The following is a 20,092-nucleotide window of genomic DNA, read 5'->3' on the forward strand; positions in this document are numbered from 1 at the left end:
TGGCCTACGGGCCCTTCCTCTCCCCCACCGACACAAATCTGTTATCTGGATGTAAATTTAGCTATTCCAAAATAATAAAAATCGGGTATGTTTTAGCAGAGTATGCTGCTAAAACACGGGTAGCTAGCCAATAATCGAAATAAAGTGCTGAACAATAACACCACAACACACGTAACAACCAGAATAATGGGGATTACCAGGATGAATATGAAGGGTAAAACGTTATTGGCAGGATGTATCGCCCTGTCATTAAGCCATATGGCATTCGCCGAGGACATTAAAGTCGCGGTTGTCGGCGCGATGTCCGGTCCGGTAGCGCAGTATGGCGATCAGGAGTTTACCGGTGCGGAACAGGCAATTGCCGATATCAATGCGAAAGGCGGTATTAAAGGCGATAAGCTCGTCGCGGTGAAATATGACGACGCCTGTGACCCGAAACAGGCGGTAGCTATCGCTAACAAAGTGGTGAACGACGGCATCAAGTATGTTATCGGTCACTTATGCTCCTCTTCCACACAGCCAGCGTCTGATATCTACGAAGACGAAGGTATCCTGATGATAACCCCGGCGGCGACCGCGCCGGAGCTGACCGCACGCGGCTATAACCTGATTTTGCGCACGACCGGCCTGGACTCTGACCAGGGGCCAACGGCGGCAAAGTATATTCTGGAGAAGGTAAAACCGCAGCGCATCGCGATTATCCACGATAAGCAGCAGTACGGCGAAGGGCTGGCGCGCGCGGTGCAGGACGGTCTGAAGAAAGGCGGCGTTAATGTCGTATTCTTTGACGGCATCACCGCCGGCGAAAAAGATTTCTCCACTCTGGTAGCGCGTCTGAAAAAAGAGAATATCGACTTTGTCTACTACGGCGGTTATCACCCGGAAATGGGGCAGATTTTGCGCCAGTCCCGCGCCGCAGGGCTGAAAACTCAGTTTATGGGGCCGGAAGGGGTCGCGAACGTCTCGCTGTCTAACATCGCCGGAGAGTCGGCGGAAGGCTTACTGGTCACCAAACCGAAGAACTACGATCAGGTGCCAGCGAACAAACCGATTGTGGATGCCATCAAAGCCAAGAAACAAGATCCTAGCGGCGCATTCGTGTGGACCACCTACGCCGCGCTGCAATCCTTACAGGCGGGGCTGAACCACTCCGACGATCCGGCGGAAATCGCCAAATACCTGAAAGGCGCCACGGTCGACACCGTAATGGGACCGCTGTCATGGGATGAGAAAGGCGATCTGAAAGGATTTGAGTTCGGCGTGTTTGACTGGCATGCGAACGGTACGGCGACAGACGCTAAGTAATTTTCCTGGCGCCTTTCGCGCTGCAGGTGCGTTGGCTACGTTATTCAACCCCGGTCACTTACTTATGTAAGCTCCCGGGGATTTCATAACTTGCCGCCTGCCTGCAACGCGAAATTCTTGGAAAATTGCGAGGTGGTTTTTATCTTTTCTCCCGGCATGTAGGCCGGATAAGCGTCAGCGCCATCCGGCTTTCTTTTCGCGCTTCTCCCAGCCATCCGCCTGTGCTGTAAAGCCTAACGCCTGCATAAACGCGGCCATCACGCTACGGTCTTCAACACCGACATCCGCCATCCACCACGACGAGACGTTGGGATTATCGCGGATGACTTCTTCTACCAGGTATTGTCCGACGCCGCGACGACGGGTGATTTCACGCACGCGTAAGGAATCCAGCGCGCCCTGCGTTCCGCTCAGCGTCACTCTTACGGCGCCCAACAAACGCTCGTTAAACCGCGCGGCATAAATCCGGTGCGTTTCATCTACGCTTAATGAGGAGGCGGAATATTCCGGCCAGATTTTGCCCAGATCGATCTGATCCTGAGCGCTAAAGTGTTCTAAACGAAGGATAGTCAGCTTCATCGACGGCTTGTCCCGATTTCAAAAGATGCGATCAGTGTACCGAAACAGGCAGGCCAGATGCTTTCTCTTTTTTGTGTCATTTACCAGGTTATTAATTTTTTAACAACGATAATTACAGTTTGAAGCATTAGAGAATGGAAAACAGGCAGCATAATTCCCTGAATGCTAGTGAATTATTCCGCTTAATATGCCGTTATTTTATGCTGACAAGCGTGCTTTTTTTTGTTTATCTATAGCGAAAAGCAGAATATTATCTTTCCTTAATAGACTGAAAAATAGAGATTTTAATCTTATTATGCTTTAAATGCTGCGCTAACTCATTAATGAGTCAGTAAAAAGCGCACCATTTATAAAAAGTACAGTCTGCTTTTTAACCAGCAAAAAACAAAACATATAACATCACGAATGGGGATACAGGCACATGAAACGGAAAGCGAAAACAATAATCGCAGGGATTGTTGCATTAGCAGTCTCGCAGGGGGCAATGGCAGATGATATTAAAGTCGCCATAGTCGGGGCGATGTCCGGCCCGGTAGCGCAATGGGGCGATATGGAATTTAACGGCGCGCGCCAGGCCATTAAAGACATCAACGCTAAAGGCGGTATTAAAGGCGATAAGCTGGTCGGCGTAGAGTACGATGATGCCTGCGATCCAAAACAGGCGGTGGCGGTGGCCAACAAAATCGTTAACGACGGTATTCAGTACGTTATTGGTCACTTGTGTTCTTCTTCTACTCAGCCAGCATCCGATATCTATGAAGATGAAGGTATTCTGATGATCTCCCCAGGGGCGACTAACCCGGAGCTGACCCAGCGCGGCTATCAGTACATTATGCGTACCGCCGGCCTGGACTCCTCCCAGGGGCCAACAGCCGCGAAATACATCCTGGAAACGGTGAAACCGCAGCGCATCGCTATCATTCACGATAAACAGCAATACGGCGAAGGACTGGCGCGCTCTGTGCAGGATGGTCTGAAGCAGGGCAATGCCAATATTGTCTTTTTTGATGGTATTACCGCCGGTGAAAAAGATTTCTCCGCCCTGATTGCTCGCTTGCAAAAAGAGAATATCGACTTTGTGTATTACGGCGGCTACTACCCGGAAATGGGGCAGATGCTGCGCCAGGCGCGGGCTAATGGCCTGAAAACGCAATTTATGGGGCCGGAAGGCGTGGGTAACGCGTCGCTGTCCAATATTGCGGGCGGTGCGGCGGAAGGCATGTTGGTGACGATGCCAAAACGTTATGACCAGGACCCGGCGAATAAAGCGATTGTCGAGGCGCTGAAAGCCGACAAGAAAGATCCCAGCGGTCCGTATGTCTGGATCACCTACGCCGCCGTCCAGTCGCTGGCGACCGCAATGACGCGTAGCGCCAGCCATGCTCCGCTGGATCTGGTGAAAGATCTTAAAGCGTACGGGGCTGATACCGTTATTGGGCCGCTGAAATGGGATGAAAAAGGCGATCTTAAGGGATTTGAATTTGGCGTCTTCCAGTGGCACGCCGACGGCTCGTCAACCGTCGCGAAGTAATGCCAGAAGATAAGTTATCCCACCGCCCGCACGCCGGGCGGGTTTAAAAAGGTTACCTTATGTCCGAGCAGTTTCTCTATTTCTTGCAGCAGATGTTTAACGGCGTCACGCTGGGGAGCACCTACGCGCTGATTGCTATCGGTTATACGATGGTGTACGGCATTATCGGCATGATCAACTTCGCTCATGGCGAGGTGTATATGATCGGCAGCTACGTCTCTTTTATGATCATCGCCGCGCTAATGATGATGGGAATAGACACCAGTTGGCTCCTGGTGGCCGCTGGATTTATCGGCGCGATTATTATTGCCAGCGCCTACGGCTGGAGTATCGAGCGAGTCGCTTACCGGCCCGTGCGCAACTCCAAGCGCCTGATTGCCCTGATTTCCGCCATCGGGATGTCCATCTTCCTGCAAAACTACGTCAGCCTGACGGAAGGTTCGCGCGACGTGGCGTTACCCAGCCTGTTTAACGGCCAGTGGATTGTGGGCAGCAGCGAAAACTTTTCCGCGTCCATCACCACCATGCAGGCGGTTATCTGGATAGTCACCTTTCTGGCTATGCTGGCGCTCACCATTTTCATTCGCTACTCCCGGATGGGCCGCGCCTGCCGCGCCTGCGCGGAGGATCTGAAAATGGCCAGCCTGCTCGGCATTAATACCGACCGTGTCATTGCGCTAACGTTTGTTATCGGCGCGGCAATGGCGGCGGTGGCGGGCGTGCTGCTCGGTCAGTTCTATGGCGTAATTAACCCCTACATCGGTTTTATGGCCGGGATGAAAGCGTTCACCGCGGCGGTGCTGGGCGGGATTGGCAGCATTCCGGGCGCGATGATCGGCGGTCTGATTTTGGGCGTCGCCGAAGCGCTCTCGTCTGCATATTTAAGTACCGAATATAAAGATGTCGTATCGTTCGCTCTGCTGATTCTGGTACTGCTGGTGATGCCGACCGGTATCCTGGGGCGTCCGGAGGTAGAGAAAGTATGAAACCGATGCATATTGCGATGGCTCTGTTCTCTGCGGCGATGTTCTTCGTTCTGGCTGGCGTCTTCATGGGCGTACAACTGGAGCTGGACGGCACCAAACTGGTGGTGGATACCGCCGCCGACATCCGCTGGCAGTGGATCTTTATCGGTACGGCAGTGGTTTTTTTCTTTCAGTTGCTGCGTCCGATGTTCCAGAAAGCGGTGAAGCACGTCTCCGGACCGAAGTTTATTCTGCCGGCGATCGATGGCTCTACCGTTAAGCAAAAGCTGTTTCTGATGGCGCTGCTGGTTATCGCCGTGGCGTGGCCGTTTATGGTGTCGCGCGGTAGCGTGGATATCGCCACTATGACCATGATTTATATCATCCTCGGTCTGGGGCTGAACGTGGTGGTGGGGCTGTCCGGCCTGCTGGTATTGGGCTACGGCGGCTTTTACGCCATCGGCGCTTATACCTTTGCGCTGCTCAATCACTATTACGGTTTGGGTTTCTGGACCTGCCTGCCGCTGGCGGGACTGGTCTCCGCCGCCGCTGGTTTCCTGCTCGGCTTCCCGGTACTGCGTCTGCGCGGCGACTATCTGGCGATTGTGACGCTCGGCTTCGGCGAAATCGTCCGTATCCTGTTGCTCAACAACACTGAAATTACCGGCGGCCCGAACGGTATCAGCCAGATCCCCAAACCGACGCTGTTTGGTCTGGAGTTTAGCCGCAGTACCCGCGAAGGCGGCTGGGATACCTTCAGCAATTTCTTTGGCGTGAAGTACGACCCATCCGACCGGGTCATTTTCCTCTATCTGGTGGCCCTGTTGCTGGTGGTCCTGTCGTTGTTTGTCATTAACCGCCTGCTGCGTATGCCGCTGGGCCGGGCGTGGGAAGCGTTGCGTGAAGATGAGATCGCCTGTCGCTCATTAGGTTTAAGCCCGACGCGCATCAAGCTGACCGCTTTTACTATCAGCGCCGCGTTTGCCGGTTTCGCCGGGACGTTGTTTGCCGCCCGCCAGGGCTTTGTCAGCCCGGAATCCTTCACCTTCGCCGAATCCGCCTTCGTGCTGGCGATTGTGGTGCTGGGCGGAATGGGCTCGCAGTTTGCGGTGATCCTGGCGGCGGTTCTGCTGGTGGTGTCGCGCGAGCTGATGCGCGACTTCAACGAATACAGCATGTTGATGCTCGGTGGTTTGATGGTGTTGATGATGATCTGGCGCCCGCAGGGATTGCTGCCGATGACGCGTCCGCAGTTGAAGCTGAAAAGTGGTCAGGCGAAAGGAGAGCAGGCATGAGTCAGCCATTATTAGCGGTTAACGGCCTGATGATGCGCTTTGGCGGTTTGCTGGCGGTCAACAATGTATCGCTGGAATTGCGTGAGCGGGAAATTGTGTCGCTGATTGGCCCTAACGGCGCGGGTAAAACGACGGTGTTTAACTGCCTGACCGGTTTTTATAAGCCGACAGGCGGTACGATCACGTTGCGCGAGCGGCATCTGGAAGGATTGCCGGGCCAGCAGATCGCCCGCATGGGCGTGGTACGCACTTTCCAGCATGTGCGCCTGTTTCGCGAAATGACGGTGATTGAAAATCTGCTGGTGGCGCAGCACCAGCAACTGAAAACGGGCCTCTTTTCCGGCCTGTTGAAAACGCCCGCTTTCCGCCGCGCGCAAAGCGAAGCGCTGGACCGCGCGGCGACCTGGCTTGAGCGTATTGGCCTGCTGGAACATGCCAACCGCCAGGCCAGTAATCTGGCCTACGGCGACCAGCGCCGGCTGGAGATTGCCCGCTGCATGGTGACGCAGCCAGAAATTCTGATGCTCGACGAACCGGCGGCTGGCCTTAACCCGAAAGAGACCAAAGAGCTGGATGAGCTGATTGCCGAACTACGTAACCATCACAACACCACTATCTTGCTGATTGAACACGATATGAAGCTGGTGATGGGCATTTCCGATCGCATTTACGTGGTGAACCAGGGCACGCCGCTGGCGAACGGCACGCCGGAAGAGATCCGCAACAACCCGGACGTCATCCGCGCTTATCTGGGTGAGGCATAAGATGGAAAAAACGATGTTAACGTTTGAAAAAGTCAGCGCCCACTACGGCAAGATTCAGGCGCTGCACGACGTCAGTCTGCACATCAACCAGGGGGAAATCGTTACCCTAATTGGCGCTAACGGCGCGGGGAAAACGACGCTGCTTGGCACCTTGTGCGGCGATCCGCGCGCCTCCAGCGGACGGGTGGTGTTTGACGGTAAAGACATCACCGACTGGCAGACGGCGAAAATCATGCGTGAAGCGGTGGCGATAGTGCCGGAAGGGCGGCGCGTCTTCTCGCGGATGACGGTGGAAGAGAACCTGGCGATGGGCGGTTTTTTTGCCGAGCGCGATCGGTTTCAGGAGCGTATCAAATGGGTGTACGAGCTGTTTCCGCGCCTGCATGAACGCCGTATCCAGCGAGCGGGCACCATGTCCGGTGGCGAACAGCAGATGCTGGCGATTGGCCGCGCGCTGATGAGCCAGCCGAGGCTATTGCTGCTGGATGAACCGTCGCTGGGGCTGGCGCCGATCATCATCCAGCAGATCTTCGACACCATTGAGCAGTTGCGCGAGCAGGGTATGACCATCTTCCTTGTCGAGCAGAACGCCAACCAGGCGCTGAAGCTCGCCGACCGCGGTTATGTGCTGGAAAACGGCCACGTGGTGCTATCCGATACCGGTGATGCGCTGCTGGCGAACGAAGCGGTGCGCAGCGCCTATCTGGGCGGATAAGGCGCAGTTTACAGCTGCCATCTGGCAAACGCGCCCGGTGGCGCTACCGCTTACCGGACCTGGCGGATTACTCGGCATTCGGCAAATCAGTAGAACATTTTTCGTACCAATATGTTATAGTTGAGAATAGTTATCAACTATAACCACCGAAGAAGGAGCAAGGATGATACGTTCAGGCGCCTGCATAATGGGAACGCTGTTGTTCGCGGCTTCGTTCAGTGTTAACGCCTTAACCTCAAACGATTTTGATCCCCGCGATCCTGCTATCTGGCAAGAAGAAACCGCAACGCCTTATCCACTGGCCGCAACGACCTGCGAAGTGCGTCATCATCCGGATTGTGCAACGTGGGAGGATGAAAAATCCGACATTCAGCGTGAACGCGAGCGGCGAGATCAGCGGCGCTTACAAAATCAGTACAAAAAGTATTCTCATCGTGATTAACTGCTGACGCCAGCCAAATAACGCATGTCTGGTCAGCATTACGCTGTCAGACGTGCCGTAGCTCCCACTTTTCTTTTCCGGCGCTTTCACTGCCTTGCCATCTCTCTGTCGCCTTACTATCTTTTTTTTGTAATAAAAAAGTTATTTTTCTGTCATTCGAGCATGTCATGTTACCCCCGCGAACATAAAACGCGTGATATCGCGCATCCCGGCACAAAAAGAGAGATAACCGATGATATCGTTACGACATACAGCTTTAGGACTGGCGCTGAGTCTGGCATTTACGGGTCAGGCGTTGGCCGTCACCACTATTCCATTCTGGCATTCAATGGAAGGGGAGTTAGGCAAAGAAGTTGATTCACTGGCGCAACGTTTCAACCAGGCTAATCCGGATTACAAAATCGTTCCGGTCTATAAGGGGAACTATGAACAGAACCTGAGCGCCGGGATCGCGGCATTCCGTACCGGCAACGCGCCGGCAATATTGCAGGTTTATGAGGTTGGGACAGCGACCATGATGGCCTCGAAAGCCATTAAGCCGGTTTATGAAGTGTTTAAAGACGCCGGTATTAACTTTGACGAGTCCCGGTTTGTACCAACCGTTGCAGGCTACTACACCGATGCTAAAAGCGGGCATCTGCTCTCCCAGCCCTTTAACAGCTCCACGCCGGTACTGTACTACAACAAAGACGCCTTTAAGAAAGCCGGTTTAGATCCGGAACAGCCGCCGAAAACCTGGCAGGAGCTGGCTGACTATACCGCGAAATTGAGAGCGGCAGGCATGAAATGCGGTTACGCCAGCGGCTGGCAAGGCTGGATCCAACTGGAAAACTTCAGCGCCTGGAACGGTCTCCCCTTCGCCAGTAAAAACAATGGCTTTGACGGTACAGATGCGGTGCTGGAGTTTAATAAGCCAGAGCAGGTGAAACATATCGCGCTGCTGGAAGAGATGAATAAGAAAGGCGATTTTAGCTATGTTGGGCGTAAGGACGAGTCTACCGAGAAGTTTTATAACGGTGACTGCGCGATGACAACCGCGTCCTCCGGCTCGCTCGCCAATATCCGCCAGTATGCCAAATTTAACTATGGCGTGGGTATGATGCCGTACGACGCTGATATCAAGGGCGCGCCGCAAAACGCCATTATCGGCGGAGCCAGCCTATGGGTCATGCAGGGTAAAGATAAAGAAACCTATACCGGCGTCGCCAAATTCCTCGACTTCCTGGCAAAACCGGAAAACGCTGCTGAATGGCATCAAAAAACCGGCTACCTGCCGATTACCACCGCCGCCTACGACCTGACCCGCGAGCAGGGTTATTACGATAAAAACCCCGGTGCGGATATCGCCACTCGCCAGATGTTGAATAAGCCGCCGTTACCCTTCACCAAAGGCTTGCGTCTGGGCAATATGCCGCAGATTCGTACCATCGTGGACGAAGAGCTGGAAAGCGTCTGGACCGGGAAGAAAACCCCACAACAGGCGTTGGATACCGCGGTGGATCGCGGGAATCAGTTACTGCGTCGTTTTGAGAAAGCGAGCAAATCTTAAGTGTATAAGTGCCTGCTTGCACCGCCATCCGGCACCTTCCAGGAAAAGAACCTTCATGTCATCATCCCGTCCGGTGTTCCGCTCGCGCTGGCTGCCGTATTTACTGGTTGCCCCGCAGTTGGTTATCACCGTTATTTTCTTTATCTGGCCTGCGGGCGAAGCGCTGTGGTATTCGCTGCAAAGCGTCGATCCGTTTGGTTTTTCCAGCCAATTTGTCGGGCTGGAGAATTTCGTCGCGCTTTTTCACGACAGTTATTATCTCGATGCCTTCTGGACGACGATTAAATTCAGCGCGCTGGTCACGTTTAGCGGCCTGCTGGTCTCGTTGTTTTTCGCCGCCCTGGTGGATTACGTGGTGCGCGGCAGCCGTTTTTATCAGACGCTGATGCTGCTGCCTTATGCCGTCGCGCCCGCCGTCGCCGCCGTATTGTGGATTTTCCTGTTTAACCCGGGGCGGGGATTAATCACCCATTTCCTCGGCGAATTCGGCTATGACTGGAACCACGCGCAAAACAGCGGTCAGGCGATGTTCCTGGTGGTATTTGCGTCAGTCTGGAAGCAGATTAGTTACAACTTTTTATTCTTCTTTGCCGCGCTGCAATCCATTCCCCGCTCGCTGGTGGAAGCGGCGGCCATTGACGGCGCCGGGCCGATTCGTCGTTTCTTCCGGCTTTCTTTGCCGCTTATTGCGCCGGTCAGTTTCTTCCTGCTGGTGGTCAACCTGGTGTACGCCTTTTTCGACACCTTCCCGGTGATTGACGCCGCGACCGCCGGCGGGCCGGTACAAGCCACCACGACGCTGATTTATAAGATTTATCGCGAAGGGTTTACCGGCCTGGATCTCTCGGCGTCCGCCGCGCAGTCGGTGGTGTTGATGTTCCTCGTCATCATTCTGACGGTGGTGCAGTTCCGCTATGTGGAAAGTAAGGTGCGTTACCAATGATAGAGAATCGTCGCGGGCTGACAATATTCAGCCATACCATGCTGATTCTGGGGATCGCGGTCATTTTGTTTCCGCTGTATGTCGCGTTTGTCGCGGCGACGCTGGACGACCGCGCGGTGTTTGAGACGCCGATGACGCTGCTTCCCGGCACGCAGTTACTGGAGAATATCAAAACTATTTGGGTCAACGGCGTCGGTGTTAATAGCGCGCCATTCTGGCTGATGATGCTTAACAGTTTCATTATGGCGTTCAGCATTACGGTAGGCAAAATCACGGTATCTATGCTTTCCGCATTCGCCATCGTCTGGTTTCGTTTTCCCCTGCGTAACCTGTTCTTCTGGATGATTTTTATCACCCTGATGTTGCCGGTTGAAGTGCGTATCTTCCCGACGGTGGAAGTGATCGCCAACCTGAAAATGCTCGACAGCTATGCCGGTCTGACGCTACCGCTGATGGCGTCCGCTACCGCCACTTTCCTGTTTCGTCAGTTCTTTATGACGCTTCCGGATGAACTGGTGGAGGCGGCCCGTATTGACGGCGCGTCGCCGATGCGCTTTTTCCGCGACATCGTGTTGCCGCTGTCAAAAACCAACCTGGCGGCGTTATTCGTCATCACCTTTATCTACGGCTGGAACCAGTATCTGTGGCCGCTGTTGATTATCACCGACGTGAATCTTGGCACTGCCGTAGCGGGTATCAAAGGGATGATCGCCACTGGCGAAGGTACCACGCAATGGAACCAGGTGATGGCGGCAATGCTGCTGACCCTTATTCCCCCGGTTGTCATCGTTTTAGCCATGCAGCGCGCGTTTGTGCGTGGCCTGGTCGATAGTGAGAAATAAAATGGCTGGTTTAAAACTACAGGCAGTAACCAAAAGCTGGGACGGCAAAACCCAGGTCATTCAACCGCTGACGCTGGACGTGGCGGATGGCGAATTTATCGTGATGGTCGGGCCGTCCGGCTGCGGCAAATCAACGTTGTTGCGGATGGTGGCTGGTCTGGAACGCGTGACCAGCGGCGATATCTGGATTGATCGCAAACGGGTCACCGAGATGGAGCCCAAAGATCGCGGCATCGCGATGGTATTTCAGAACTATGCTCTCTATCCCCATATGAGCGTAGAGGAGAACATGGCGTGGGGACTAAAAATTCGCGGTATGAGCAAAGCGCATATTGAAGAACGTGTGCGGGAGGCGGCGCGCATTCTGGAGCTGGACGGCCTGCTTAAACGCCGTCCACGCGAGCTTTCCGGCGGTCAACGGCAGCGCGTGGCAATGGGGCGCGCGATCGTCCGCGAGCCGGCAGTCTTTTTATTCGACGAACCGCTCTCTAACCTCGACGCCAAGCTGCGCGTGCAGATGCGTCTGGAGTTACAACATCTGCATCGTCGTCTTCGTACCACCTCGCTCTATGTTACTCACGATCAGGTAGAGGCGATGACGCTGGCCCAGCGGGTGATGGTGATGAATAAAGGCGTCGCAGAACAGATTGGCACGCCGGTAGAGGTGTATGAAAAACCAGCCAGTCGCTTCGTGGCGAGCTTTATCGGCAGCCCGGCGATGAATCTGTTGGACGGCGTTATCAGCGCTTCCGGCGACCGTTTCGAATTGCCTGGCGGTCTGGCGTTGCCGATTGGTGCGGGCTATCGGGGTCATGCTGGACGTAAAATGACGCTGGGTATCCGACCGGAGCATATTGCGTTAAGCTCGCAGGCGGAAGGCGGCGTGCCGCTAACGGTAGATACGCTGGAGATTCTGGGCGCGGATAATCTGGCGCATGGGCGCTGGGGCGATCAGAAACTGGTGGTGCGGTTGGCGCATCAGCAGCGCCCGGCGGCGGGCAGTACGCTATGGCTGCATCTGCCGGAACATCAGCGACATCTTTTTGATGGCGAAACAGGACAACGTGTATGAGTAACTGGCCTTATCCCCACATTGTCGCCCATCGCGGCGGCGGTAAACTGGCGCCGGAAAACACTCTGGCGGCGATTGACGTGGGCGCGCGATACGGGCACACCATGATTGAGTTTGATGCCAAGCTGTCGAAAGACGGCGAAATTTTCCTGCTGCATGACGATAACCTGGAGCGCACCAGCAACGGTTGGGGCGTGGCGGGCGAGTTGAACTGGCAGGATTTATTGCGTGTGGACGCTGGCGGTTGGTTTAGCTGCGAATTTAAAGGCGAGCCGCTGCCGTTGCTCTCGCAGGTGGCGGAGCGCTGCCGTAAACACGGCATGATGGCGAATATTGAGATCAAACCGACAACGGGGAGCGAAAGGCTAACAGGACGCGTCGTGGCGTTGGCCGCCCGTGAACTGTGGGCCGGGATGACGCCGCCGCTGCTCTCTTCCTTTGAGATAGAGGCGCTGGAAGCGGCTCGGGCGGCAGCACCTGAACTGCCGCGCGGGTTACTGCTGGATAAATGGCGTGAAGACTGGCGTGAACTGACGACCCGTCTGGGCTGTGTTTCCCTCCATCTCAACCATAAATTACTCGATGAGACGCGAGTGCAAGAGATTAAGGCCGCGGGTCTGCGGATTCTGGTGTATACCGTCAATCAGCCCCAGCGGGCGGCAGAGCTGCTGCGCTGGGGCGTGGATTGTATCTGCACCGATCGCATTGATGACATCGGCCCTCACTTTCAGTTTTAAGGGCCGTCAGTTTTAAGGGCTGATGGTTTTCAGCGGGATGTCAGGCTGCGGCGTCCCGCTGCCCTGCTGCAACATTGGCTGGGAATGGTTTAGCATCCGGTCCGGATTTCCGCTGCCGCTGAGTATTCCGCCCTGCGTATTGGGCAGCGTTTGCTGACCGAGCATACCGTTGCCCGGCTGTCCCTGCTGAACCCGCTGCGTATTGGCATTCAACTGCGACTGTAGATTTTGCTGCTGGCTGCGCGCCTGCGTTTGCATCTGTTGTTTCAACATACCCTGCTGCTGAATCTGCTGCGTTTGCATCTGCGTCTGCATACGCTGCTGGCTGGGGATCTGATAACCTGGCTGATTAGGATTATTCATAGTGTTAATTGGCTGGGCCAATACAGCAAAGGGTAACAAAGCCGTAATAAGTAGTAAGCGTTTCATTGTTGTCTCCTCCCGATGAGGCCTCTTTTTAAGTGTACCTCTATTTCGCCATGATGATGATTTTTTAAGCGTTGTGGACCAGGATTAAACGGGACATACACCCATTTATCTGGAGAAAAACAACGATGAAACCAACGTTTATGCGCTGGGTGGCGATTGCCGCTCTGCTGGCCGGGGGGACGTTTAGCGCGGTGGCCAATCCTCCCGTCGCGCCGCCAGTCTCCTATGGTGTTGAAGAAGATGTCTTTCATCCTGTGCGGGCGACGCAAGGGATGGTGGCGTCCGTGGATGCAATGGCGACGCAGGTTGGCGTGGATATCTTAAAGCAGGGCGGTAATGCCGTGGATGCCGCCGTCGCCGTGGGCTATGCGCTGGCTGTCACGCATCCGCAAGCCGGGAATCTGGGCGGCGGGGGATTTATGCTGCTGCGCACTAAAGATGGCGCTACTACGGCGATTGATTTTCGTGAAATGGCGCCTGCCGGCGCTACGCGCGATATGTTCCTCGACGATCAGGGTAACGCCGATGCGAAAAAGTCGCTGACGTCGCATCTGGCATCCGGTACGCCGGGTACCGTGGCGGGGTTCTCGCTGGCGCTGGAGAAATACGGCACGATGCCGCTGAATAAAGTGGTGCGTCCGGCGATGAAGCTGGCGGAAGAGGGTTTTGTGGTTAACGATGCGCTGGCCGACGACTTAAAAACTTACGGCAGCGAAGTGATCCCTAATCATGAGAACAGCAAAGCCATTTTCTGGAAAGACGGTGAGCCGCTGAAAAAAGGCGATAAGCTGGTCCAGAAGAATCTGGCGAAAAGCCTGGAAATGATTGCCGAAAACGGCCCGGCTGCGTTTTATAAAGGGGCGATTGCCGACCAGATTGCCGGGGAAATGCAGAAGAACGGCGGTCTGATGACCAAAGAGGATTTAGCCAGCTATAAAGCCGTTGAGCGTACGCCAATCAGCGGTGACTATCGCGGGTATCAGGTCTTCTCCATGCCGCCGCCATCCTCAGGCGGTATTCACATCGTGCAAATTCTCAATATCCTTGAAAATTTCGACATGAAGAAGTACGGCTTTGGCAGCGCCGATGCCATGCAAATCATGGCGGAAGCGGAAAAATACGCCTACGCTGACCGCTCAGAGTATCTGGGCGATCCGGACTTTGTGAAAGTGCCGTGGCAGGCGCTGACCAACAAAGCCTATGCGAAAACGCTGGCCGATCAAATTGATATCAACAAGGCCAAACCTTCCAGCCAGATAAAACCGGGCAAGCTCGCCCCGTATGAAAGCAACCAGACCACCCACTTCTCGGTGGTGGATAAAGACGGCAATGCTGTGGCGGTGACCTATACCCTGAACACCACCTTCGGCACAGGAATTGTGGCGGGAAATACCGGTATTCTGCTGAATAATCAAATGGATGATTTTTCTGCTAAACCCGGTGTACCTAATGTTTATGGCCTGGTAGGCGGCGATGCTAACGCGGTCGGTCCGAAGAAGCGTCCGCTGTCGTCGATGTCGCCCACTATCGTGGTAAAAGACGGCAAAACCTGGCTGGTGACCGGCAGTCCTGGCGGGAGTCGAATCATCACTACTGTGCTGCAAATGGTAGTGAACAGCATTGATTTTGGCATGAACGTCGCCGAAGCGACCAACGCGCCGCGTTTCCATCATCAATGGTTGCCGGACGAACTGCGGGTAGAAAAGGGCTTCAGCCCCGATACGCTAAAGTTGCTGGAACAGAAAGGGCAGAAAGTCGCGCTGAAAGAAGCGATGGGCAGCACCCAAAGTATTATGGTTGGACCGGATGGCGAACTGTACGGTGCGTCTGACCCGCGTTCGGTGGATGATTTAACGGCGGGATACTGATTTTTAATTCCAGGCCCGGTGTCAGACACCGGGCTATTTGCAGATTATGCCGTGAGTAATCGGGCTGGATTATCAATACAAAGCTTGCGCAGAGTATCGTTGTCTACTCCGCGAGCAGCCAGATAGGCGAGGAAGACATTCGGGACAAACCCCCAGCCATTTCCGCCATTTTTCGCCCACATCTGTTTGAGAAAAACATCATGGCTTAAAACGATTTGGTCGGCGTAACCCAGTGCAATCAGATTCGCTACTGCATCTGCGGTCTCCTGAACGCCCGGCGCGACACCTTCTTTTGGGAAGGTGATGTCCAGACCAATCATGTCAAATTCAAGCCATACGCCGCGGTCGAGCATTTTACGTTGATAGACGACATCTTTTCCTGAAGGGTCCGAATGCGCCAGCGAGACTTTTGCCGGAGAGACGTTCATTTCTTCCAGCACGATATCCAGCACCTCATCCCCCAGCCGCAGCCACCCTGGCATATGGATATTCATCGCCGTGTGGGGGTTGTTACATTGTGCCAGAGACGCTGCCCGCAGGCTGTTACGCTCCGCTTGGGTAAACGCGGGAGATACGCCGATTTCACCGATCATGCCAGCGCGAATATCCGTCTCGCCAATACCCTGATTCAGTTCTTTATCAATGAGTGAGGCTAACAGCTCAACAGGTTTATGGATCCGGGTACTTTCAAATTTCTCCAGATAAGGTCCGGATGACGCAACGATATTCAAACCCGTTTTTAAGGCAACTTCTCGCAGCGCTGAGGCGTCCCGTCCAATGGATTCTGATCCGGTGGCGTCGACAATCGTCCTGCCGCCCAAAGACATAAAGTTATTGATTTCGAAGATAACATCATCAATCTCTTTGCGGTCCATATTATCGGCGCAGCAGTATGGGTCGTGTTTCAGCCCCCACTGCAGGTCAGCACTGACTTTCTTTCCCACCAGTTGCTGTGAAAAAGCATAATGTGGCTCGTCTACGACCGAAGACAGATCGTTAAACAGATGTTCATGCGGTAGCGTCAGCCCCATATCCGTATGCGCCACCGGGCCTGTTACGGTTTGCAGGAAACCTTTCATTCTGACACCTCCATTCTTTGCGCCATTTTGGATGCTCTGTATTCAGGGATGGTGGTCACAATCGCACCGACTAACGCGAACAGCGTACCGATGATGGTGACCAGGTAGACCGTATTGCCTAATGAAGGGATCAATTCATCAATTAGCACTGAGCCAAGCAGTTGGCCTGCTGTTGACGCTACGCCCAGCATCAATAGTCCTAAGCCTCTCACCAGAATCGCCATTAGCCCGATGGACAGCAGACCCAGCGGACCACCGAGATACATCCACCATGTATTGGGTAACTGGATGGTGACATGGCCTAATGCGATACGTATCGCCAGCGCCGCGCCCAGGACACAAAAGCCGACGATGAAGTTCCATGTAATGGACACCAGCATGGAGCCCGTTGCCTCGGCGACTTTCGCATTTCCCGCAGGCTGCCAGCCAGCGAGTAACCCTGCCAAAAAGGGGAGGATAGCGAGCAGGATAAACGAGGTTGAGTGCCACTGTGGCGACACGACAAAAATGGTGGCGATAACGGCGAACAATGCGCCAGTAATGCGCCATGGCGTAAAATATTTCTTCTCCTCCACACCGATGCCAAAACGGTCGCACAGCAGGCCGGAAAGAAGCAGAGCGGAAATTAATGCCGTTTGAAAGGTGGCAACGCCCAGCGCGCTGGCAGATGCGCCCTCAGAAAATACGACCATCGCCCCGCATAATCCTGCAAACCAATTCCATAGCGGGATTTTTCTCTTTTTAATCAGAGTAGGGATTGAGGCGAATTGCTGGCGTGTTTCTTTGCGCGCAATAATAATAAAAAACATGACGACCAGACCGCTGGCAAACGAGATTACTGCGCAAGCATTACCGTCTTGTAACCAATGTCCTAACTGCCCATTAACGGCAGACTGCATCGGGGAAAGCATACCGGCTAAGATGGTGGCAAGCATCAGTAAGGGGGTTGAGTACTTATTCTTGTTCATACATCAATCCTTATATTTTATAAAAGGAGTAACTTTCGTTACTCCATTGTTTTTTATTTTCTGGCGATGAATTGAAGCGTGTTGACCCACAGGTCGGTATAAAATGGCCATGACATAAACTGCTGGGTTCCCCAGTGTGGGGAGCAGTCACTCATAAAGCAGGCGGTTTTACCCTGTTGGTATTCACCGAACACTAACAATGGGTCATTATTTATTGTTAATACGACATCGGCATCGTCTCTGGCGACGGCCTGGTTATATCCAAGAAATACCGGGTAATCTGAGAATCCGTTAACAACAGGATGTTCAGGTGAGACAGCCTCAGCACAGATACCCTCGGGCTTTTCTACCCGGTCATCGCCATCAAGCATAATAACTGGCAGAACCTCAGCAAGAACGGTGTTCTTATAATTGGCTTTTGCCTCAATACCCATGAACGACAGATAGCCGCCAATCATGAGTAGTCCACCGCCATTTTTGACGTACTCTTTAATGGACTCCAGAGCGTTTGGTTTTATTTTTAGCTGATAAAATGTCTCGTTTTGCAACAGGAAGGTATTACTACCAATGTCGCTAATAACAATCACATCGTAACGATTTAATTCGTCAATACTCTCTGGAAAGGCAATTTGTACTGTGTGGGCAGGCATGTAATCAATATCAACGCCGCCTTTCCTCAAGCATTCCAGTAACCATGTAGCGCCTTCTTCATATTTACTGGAGGTGAAACTGTCATAACCTTTTGAATGAATCATATGAATATGCCAGGATTCTCCAATAAAGAGCACCTTTAGTTTTTTCTGCGTATTGTTCATAGTCTGCTCCTTGATTTAGTGAGTAGAGATAGTTTGTTTGTAATGTGAACCCTGAATACGATGAAGAACGGAGTCGTTTTCCGGCATATCAGAGGCATTAGGCGTTTCAACCGCAAGTGAGGCAAATGCGCTGGCGTAGCACAATGCGGATGCCAGTGACTTTCCTTTTGCAAGACCAGATGCGAGGGCGCCATTGAAAGCGTCACCCGCTCCTGCCGTATTTTTTACAACTGCCGGAAATGCCGGGGAATAGATGAATTGTGTGCCATCATAAGCAAGCGAACCTTTGCTACCTAATGTAATAATGGTATTTTTGACGCCTTTCTGATGAATAATTTTGGCCGCGCATTTGGCTGATTCGATATCATTAACCGCCATATTGGCCAGCAGGCCTGCTTCCGTTTCATTTGGCGTAATATAGTCAATGTTATCAATGATGGTGTTAACCATGTCATTGTATGGCGCTGGATTGATAATGACCGGTATGTCATTTTTTTGTGCGAGACGAATTGTTTGCTGCAGCGCTTCGTAATTCGTCTCCAGTTGGACAAGAACAATATCTGAATGAACAATGGCTTCTTTCTGAATGGTGATTTCATCAGGGGAAATTGTCATGTTGGCGCCAGGGTAGATAGCGATGACGTTATCTCCGGTATCTCCATTCACCATGATGGTTGCTGTACCTGTTTGTGTTTCTTTGGTCTGGTAGATAACACTTTTATGGATTTTTGATGAGTTTATAAAATTAATGGCATAATCACTAAAATGGTCTGAGCCGACTTTAGTAATAAAATGCACATCAGAATCGGCATAGCTTGCTGCTAATGCCTGATTACATCCCTTACCGCCGGGTGAAAAAATAAATTTATCGGCCAGCAATGATTCTCCCGTTGAGGGTAATCTCGGTAGATAACTGATGATATCAACATTGAACGAGCCAATAACACATACATTATTTTTCATGGCAGAGAGACCTTTTTTTATTTTCTGCGCTGATTCATATTTTTCCAGCACATAAGCAATTTCATTTTTTGCGACGTTATCAAGAGAATCAAGGGTAATAAATGCACCACCATGACAGCGAGTAAGATATCCCTGTCCGGCAAGTTCATTGAGATCTGAACGAATAGTTTCCTTTGTTACCTTGAGACTTTTCGCCAGATTTGAAACTTTTACAACTCCCGAAATACTGAGTTCCTTCAATATTCTATGATGGCGTTCAAATTTCATTTTTTACCTCACCGTGGTTAAATTAGTCCCGGGAGGAGTATATTGTTGTGATTGTCACCATAAAGTGATGGCAGAAACCAAAAAAAAACAAAAATGTAATATTAATATTGCTAAAATTACGGAAAAAACGGTGATAAAGCTTAAAGTGGTAATAACCATGAAATTCAGGTGGTTATTGTTTTGATATAGGGGAAGTAGGTTGTAATAACTGGAATGTGATGAAGGTTTGTGACGTTTCGCCCCACAGGGTGGGGCGGGGAAGCGCTATTTCACGCGCGCCATAAAGTACGCATCAACGTACTCACCGTTGCGCAGGCCGTATTTCTTACCGGTGCCTTCGATTTCAAAGCCGTACTTCTTATACACCGCCACGGCGGGCTCGTTATCAACAAACACCGTTAACTCGATACGGTCAACGCGCAGCCAGTTGTCACACATGTCGATCATCGTGCGGATCAGCGCGCTGGCAATACCGCGATTGTGCCACCGGGCATCCACGCAGATACCAAAATCGGCCACGTGGCTGCGACGGGGACGTTGGGTGACCTGAATAGAAAGATGGCCAACGACAATATCGTCAATGCAGGCAACCAGTTGTTTAACCCCGGCTTGCTCGGTTAGCCGCGCCTGCCACATTTCGAGGGAAGGATGAGGAACCTGTAGCGTGTTGTGGTACACCTCCGGCTGGGCGTGGATCTGACGAATGGCGTCGTAATCTTTCGGTTCAGCGTGGCGTATCACTATCTCACTCATTCCTTATCTCCTGCAGGGGTAATTGTGTATTTACACTCGCTGAGAAAGAAAATTCCGTCAACTGCATTTTTTTGCAAAAAGAAGTAGACAAGTGCGAATGAGAATGATTATTATTGCCTTGCATTCAGGGGAACCCTACGGAGAACCTGAAAGCACGACATTGCTCACATTGCTTCCAGTATTATTTTGGCCAGCTTTTGCTGGCTTTTTT

General features: G+C 52.7%; 21 protein-coding genes. 13 read left to right on the forward strand and 8 right to left on the reverse strand.

Features of this window, described 5'->3' with window-relative positions; all coding sequences use genetic code 11:
- The first annotated feature begins 201 nt into the window (after positions 1-201).
- Complete coding sequence (livJ, locus tag ABVM99_RS17180; protein ID WP_023194479.1) at positions 202-1,305, forward strand: branched chain amino acid ABC transporter substrate-binding protein LivJ; 1,104 nt, start codon at positions 202-204, stop codon at positions 1,303-1,305.
- Positions 1,306-1,388: 83 nt separating this feature from the next.
- Here the strand turns inward: livJ and ABVM99_RS17185 are convergent, their stop codons facing one another.
- Positions 1,389-1,520 carry a hypothetical protein gene (locus ABVM99_RS17185; RefSeq protein ID WP_031622906.1) on the reverse strand — a complete coding sequence of 44 codons (132 nt, stop codon included), beginning with the start codon at positions 1,518-1,520 and terminating at the stop codon, positions 1,389-1,391.
- Entirely contained in the window at positions 1,480-1,884 is a 405-nt protein-coding gene (panM, locus tag ABVM99_RS17190) for an aspartate 1-decarboxylase autocleavage activator PanM (protein WP_023194480.1), read from the reverse strand. The genes ABVM99_RS17185 and panM overlap by 41 nt, the downstream gene beginning before the upstream one ends.
- A 421-nt stretch (positions 1,885-2,305) precedes the next feature.
- Between panM and livK the strand changes: the two genes are divergently transcribed.
- The 11 genes from livK (at position 2,306) to ugpQ (ending at position 12,739) form a co-directional block, all read left to right on the forward strand.
- Positions 2,306-3,415, forward strand: coding sequence for a high-affinity branched-chain amino acid ABC transporter substrate-binding protein LivK (gene livK, locus ABVM99_RS17195; RefSeq protein ID WP_023194481.1), 1,110 nt, complete (start codon positions 2,306-2,308; stop codon positions 3,413-3,415).
- A 59-nt stretch (positions 3,416-3,474) separates the two neighbouring features.
- Positions 3,475-4,401: a high-affinity branched-chain amino acid ABC transporter permease LivH gene (gene livH / locus ABVM99_RS17200; RefSeq protein ID WP_000003007.1), complete on the forward strand. Its 927-nt coding sequence runs from the start codon at positions 3,475-3,477 to the stop codon at positions 4,399-4,401.
- Positions 4,398-5,675, forward strand: a complete 1,278-nt coding sequence (gene livM / locus ABVM99_RS17205; RefSeq protein WP_000803766.1) for a branched chain amino acid ABC transporter permease LivM — start codon at positions 4,398-4,400, stop codon at positions 5,673-5,675. Before livH ends, livM begins: the two co-directional genes overlap by 4 nt.
- Positions 5,672-6,439, forward strand: coding sequence for a high-affinity branched-chain amino acid ABC transporter ATP-binding protein LivG (gene livG / locus ABVM99_RS17210; protein ID WP_000082083.1), 768 nt, complete (start codon positions 5,672-5,674; stop codon positions 6,437-6,439). Before livM ends, livG begins: the two co-directional genes overlap by 4 nt.
- A 1-nt stretch (position 6,440) precedes the next feature.
- Positions 6,441-7,154 carry a high-affinity branched-chain amino acid ABC transporter ATP-binding protein LivF gene (gene livF / locus ABVM99_RS17215; protein ID WP_000416114.1) on the forward strand — a complete coding sequence of 238 codons (714 nt, stop codon included), beginning with the start codon at positions 6,441-6,443 and terminating at the stop codon, positions 7,152-7,154.
- Between the two features lie 163 nt (positions 7,155-7,317).
- Positions 7,318-7,596 carry a hypothetical protein gene (locus ABVM99_RS17220; protein ID WP_020838617.1) on the forward strand — a complete coding sequence of 93 codons (279 nt, stop codon included), beginning with the start codon at positions 7,318-7,320 and terminating at the stop codon, positions 7,594-7,596.
- A gap of 232 nt (positions 7,597-7,828) precedes the next feature.
- Positions 7,829-9,145 carry a sn-glycerol-3-phosphate ABC transporter substrate-binding protein UgpB gene (gene ugpB, locus ABVM99_RS17225; RefSeq protein ID WP_023194482.1) on the forward strand — a complete coding sequence of 439 codons (1,317 nt, stop codon included), beginning with the start codon at positions 7,829-7,831 and terminating at the stop codon, positions 9,143-9,145.
- Between the two features lie 55 nt (positions 9,146-9,200).
- On the forward strand, positions 9,201-10,088 hold the full coding sequence (gene ugpA / locus ABVM99_RS17230; RefSeq protein WP_000099303.1) for a sn-glycerol-3-phosphate ABC transporter permease UgpA: 888 nt from the start codon (positions 9,201-9,203) through the stop codon (positions 10,086-10,088).
- Complete coding sequence (ugpE, locus tag ABVM99_RS17235) at positions 10,085-10,930, forward strand: sn-glycerol-3-phosphate ABC transporter permease UgpE (RefSeq protein ID WP_000572196.1); 846 nt, start codon at positions 10,085-10,087, stop codon at positions 10,928-10,930. The genes ugpA and ugpE overlap by 4 nt, the downstream gene beginning before the upstream one ends.
- Before the next feature lies 1 nt (position 10,931).
- Entirely contained in the window at positions 10,932-12,002 is a 1,071-nt protein-coding gene (locus tag ABVM99_RS17240) for a sn-glycerol-3-phosphate import ATP-binding protein UgpC (protein ID WP_000907842.1), read from the forward strand.
- A complete protein-coding gene (ugpQ, locus tag ABVM99_RS17245) occupies positions 11,999-12,739 on the forward strand; it encodes a glycerophosphodiester phosphodiesterase (protein WP_052938217.1) in 741 nt (246 codons plus the stop codon). The genes ABVM99_RS17240 and ugpQ overlap by 4 nt, the downstream gene beginning before the upstream one ends.
- A 12-nt stretch (positions 12,740-12,751) precedes the next feature.
- Here ugpQ and ABVM99_RS17250 read toward each other — a convergent pair whose 3' ends face one another.
- Complete coding sequence (locus tag ABVM99_RS17250; RefSeq protein WP_023194629.1) at positions 12,752-13,168, reverse strand: DUF2756 family protein; 417 nt, start codon at positions 13,166-13,168, stop codon at positions 12,752-12,754.
- 125 nt (positions 13,169-13,293) lie between these two features.
- Here ABVM99_RS17250 and ggt point away from each other — a divergent pair, with 125 nt between their 5' ends.
- Positions 13,294-15,036, forward strand: a complete 1,743-nt coding sequence (gene ggt, locus ABVM99_RS17255; protein ID WP_023194630.1) for a gamma-glutamyltransferase — start codon at positions 13,294-13,296, stop codon at positions 15,034-15,036.
- A gap of 44 nt (positions 15,037-15,080) precedes the next feature.
- On the opposite strand, the gene ABVM99_RS17260 is transcribed toward ggt, so the two are convergent.
- The 5 genes from ABVM99_RS17260 to yhhY form a co-directional block, all read right to left on the reverse strand.
- Positions 15,081-16,115 carry a phosphotriesterase gene (locus ABVM99_RS17260; protein WP_000675710.1) on the reverse strand — a complete coding sequence of 345 codons (1,035 nt, stop codon included), beginning with the start codon at positions 16,113-16,115 and terminating at the stop codon, positions 15,081-15,083.
- Positions 16,112-17,083 (reverse strand): DMT family transporter, encoded by a 972-nt coding sequence (locus tag ABVM99_RS17265; protein WP_023194631.1) that lies wholly within the window; start codon positions 17,081-17,083, stop codon positions 16,112-16,114. The genes ABVM99_RS17260 and ABVM99_RS17265 overlap by 4 nt, the downstream gene beginning before the upstream one ends.
- A 53-nt stretch (positions 17,084-17,136) precedes the next feature.
- Positions 17,137-17,898, reverse strand: coding sequence for a glutamine amidotransferase (locus ABVM99_RS17270; protein ID WP_001066509.1), 762 nt, complete (start codon positions 17,896-17,898; stop codon positions 17,137-17,139).
- A gap of 15 nt (positions 17,899-17,913) precedes the next feature.
- Positions 17,914-19,128 (reverse strand): PfkB family carbohydrate kinase, encoded by a 1,215-nt coding sequence (locus tag ABVM99_RS17275; RefSeq protein ID WP_000667440.1) that lies wholly within the window; start codon positions 19,126-19,128, stop codon positions 17,914-17,916.
- Positions 19,129-19,392: 264 nt separating this feature from the next.
- The gene (gene yhhY, locus ABVM99_RS17280) at positions 19,393-19,881 is read right to left on the reverse strand and encodes an N-acetyltransferase (RefSeq protein WP_001290278.1); all 489 of its coding nucleotides are present in this window, start codon (positions 19,879-19,881) and stop codon (positions 19,393-19,395) included.
- Positions 19,882-20,092 lie beyond the last annotated feature (211 nt).

Origin of the sequence: Salmonella sp. SJTUF15591, from assembly GCF_043356435.1 — a bacterium.
In the GTDB taxonomy this organism is placed as follows: domain Bacteria; phylum Pseudomonadota; class Gammaproteobacteria; order Enterobacterales; family Enterobacteriaceae; genus Salmonella; species Salmonella enterica.